At 54.1% G+C, this 2,048-nt stretch carries 4 protein-coding genes and 1 pseudogene; all 5 read right to left on the bottom strand.

Translation table 11 applies throughout. The annotated features are described in order from the left end of the window. The coding region (locus EQY_RS0120520; protein WP_000971719.1) for a heme exporter protein CcmB at positions 1 to 260 on the bottom strand (260 nt) is incomplete at its 3' end. Next, positions 257 to 880 carry a cytochrome c biogenesis heme-transporting ATPase CcmA gene (gene ccmA, locus EQY_RS0120515; protein WP_000525586.1) on the bottom strand — a complete coding sequence of 208 codons (624 nt, stop codon included), beginning with the start codon at positions 878 to 880 and terminating at the stop codon, positions 257 to 259. The genes EQY_RS0120520 and ccmA, both read right to left, overlap by 4 nt. Before the next feature lie 12 nt (positions 881 to 892). After that, positions 893 to 1,495, bottom strand: coding sequence for a cytochrome c-type protein NapC (napC, locus tag EQY_RS0120510; protein WP_000528377.1), 603 nt, complete (start codon positions 1,493 to 1,495; stop codon positions 893 to 895). 9 nt (positions 1,496 to 1,504) lie between these two features. After that, positions 1,505 to 1,954, bottom strand: coding sequence for a nitrate reductase cytochrome c-type subunit (napB, locus tag EQY_RS0120505; RefSeq protein WP_000835177.1), 450 nt, complete (start codon positions 1,952 to 1,954; stop codon positions 1,505 to 1,507). Beyond that, positions 1,951 to 2,048, bottom strand: a pseudogene (gene napH / locus EQY_RS26350) (quinol dehydrogenase ferredoxin subunit NapH); the annotation flags it as partial. The pseudogene napH and the gene napB, both read right to left, overlap by 4 nt.

The raw sequence follows: 2,048 nt of genomic DNA, 5'->3' as shown, positions 1-2,048 counted from the left end.
AACGGCAACAACATCAATTGTTCAAGACTGCCGTCCTGCAAATCGTCACGGAACAGTCGCTCGAGTGCCAGCAAGGATGAAAGCAGCGCGGCAACCCAGATAATGCCCGGTGCAATACGCGCCAGCAGTTGCGGCTCCGGACCGATACTGAGCGGAAAAAGGGTAATGACAATCAGGAAGAACCACAGCGGGTTGGCGATTTCGGCGCTATGGCGAAACGCTACGCGCAGCTCAAGACGGAAAATGCGCCAGAACATCATGCGGCCCCCGTTTGCGTCAGTGAAATGCGGCGAATTTTACTTTCAGCAACGTTGAGCGGCTGGTGGGTAGTCAGAATCACAATCCCCCCCTGCTCCGTATGCTGCGCCATACGCTGGGTCAGACGATCGACGCCGTTAACATCAATCGCGGTAAAAGGCTCGTCGAGGATCCATAACGTGGCACGGGTCAGCCACAGACGCGCTAAAGCGACGCGGCGTTGTTGCCCGGCAGAAAGTTGATTTACAGGAATATCTTCGAATCCGGCAAGCCCAGCCTGCGCCAGGGCTTCCAGACATTGTGCGGTATCGCCATCGCGATGATAAAAGTGCAGATTTTCTAACGCCGTCAGCCGGGTTTTGATCCCCGGCTGATGGCCTATCCATAACAGGTTTTGATGGTAGCTGTCGCGTACCTGATGCAAGGGCTGCCCTTGCCAGAGAACCTCGCCTGCGTCAGGGCGAGACAACCCCGTCAGCAAACGGAGAAGCGTTGTCTTCCCCGCGCCGTTGCTGCCGGTGATTTGTACCCACTCTCCTGCGTTCAGCGTAAATGACAAACCACTAAATAAGGTTCGTTCATCCCGCTCGCAAAGTAATTCTCTGGCTTCAAGCATACCCAAGCAATAACCCTGTTAAAAACCTGTCTCGACTTCGCGCATATCGGGCAGCTTGTGCGCTATCCCTTTATGGCAATCAATACAGGTTTGCCCATCTTTCACCGCCTGGTCGTGCATCTTAGCGGCAACAGATTTCTGGGCGGTTGTATCCATATACTCGAAGTTGTGACAGTTACGGCACTCCTGCGAGTTATTGTCCTTCATGCGCCGCCACTCATTCTGTGCCATCGTCAGGCGATGAGCTTCAAATTTCTGCGGCGTGTCAATAACGCCAAAAATTTTACCATACAGCTCTTTACTTGCTTTGAGCTTGCGTATCATCTTCGGCACAAACTCGTGCGGAACGTGACAATCCGGGCAGGTCGCACGCACGCCGCTACGGTTGTTGTAGTGCACGGAATCCATGTATTCCTGATACACCGTGTTACGCATTTCGTGGCAGCTAATGCAGAACTCTTCGGTGTTGGCTTTTTCCATACCGGTGTTAAAGCCGCCCCAGAAGACGATGCCGCCGACAAAACCGATCAACAGCAGCGTCCCCAGCGCCAGACGGCTGGGGGTACGCCACCATTTCCACAGGCGCTTAATCAGACCAGGCTTACGGTCAGAATTTCCCATAATAACCTCTTATTTCCCGTAACCTTTTGATGGGGTAAAGGTATTCCCCACGATTGGCGCGGTATCGGCCTGCGGTACGTGACATTGCAGACAGAAATAACGACGCGGAGCCACTTCCGCGCCCACTTTGCCGTCGCTGTCCATAAAGTGAGTAGGACTGATACGCGGCGCGCCAGTGGTGCGATAGCTTTCGACACCGTGGCATTGTAAGCAGCGGTTGGTATTGGTCGTTACCTGATAACCTTCAACGCTATGCGGGATCATTGGCGGCTGATTCACATAGTTCAGCGGCATTCGTTCCTGCTCTTTTGGCATCCGAATGGCCCCTTCCTGCGTCCCGGATACTTCCGGCGACTGGCTAAAATCGACGCCATTAGCCGCCCAAACTGCGCCGCTTACCACCAGGGCCAGCATCGCCGTCCATTGACACAGCGCCTTCTTCAGGTCATGGCTTTTCATGATTTCGCTCCCGAACTCCATCGTGTAGTTATTGTAAATACATCCTCAGAACAGACATCCACGCAGCGACCGCACGTCATGCAATCGCGGCTGG

The organism is Escherichia sp. TW14182 (assembly GCF_000208525.1).
Classification (GTDB): Bacteria; Pseudomonadota; Gammaproteobacteria; order Enterobacterales; family Enterobacteriaceae; genus Escherichia; species Escherichia ruysiae.
The sequence above is the reverse complement of the archived record's forward strand: the minus strand, read 5'-3'. Positions and strand labels throughout refer to the sequence as shown.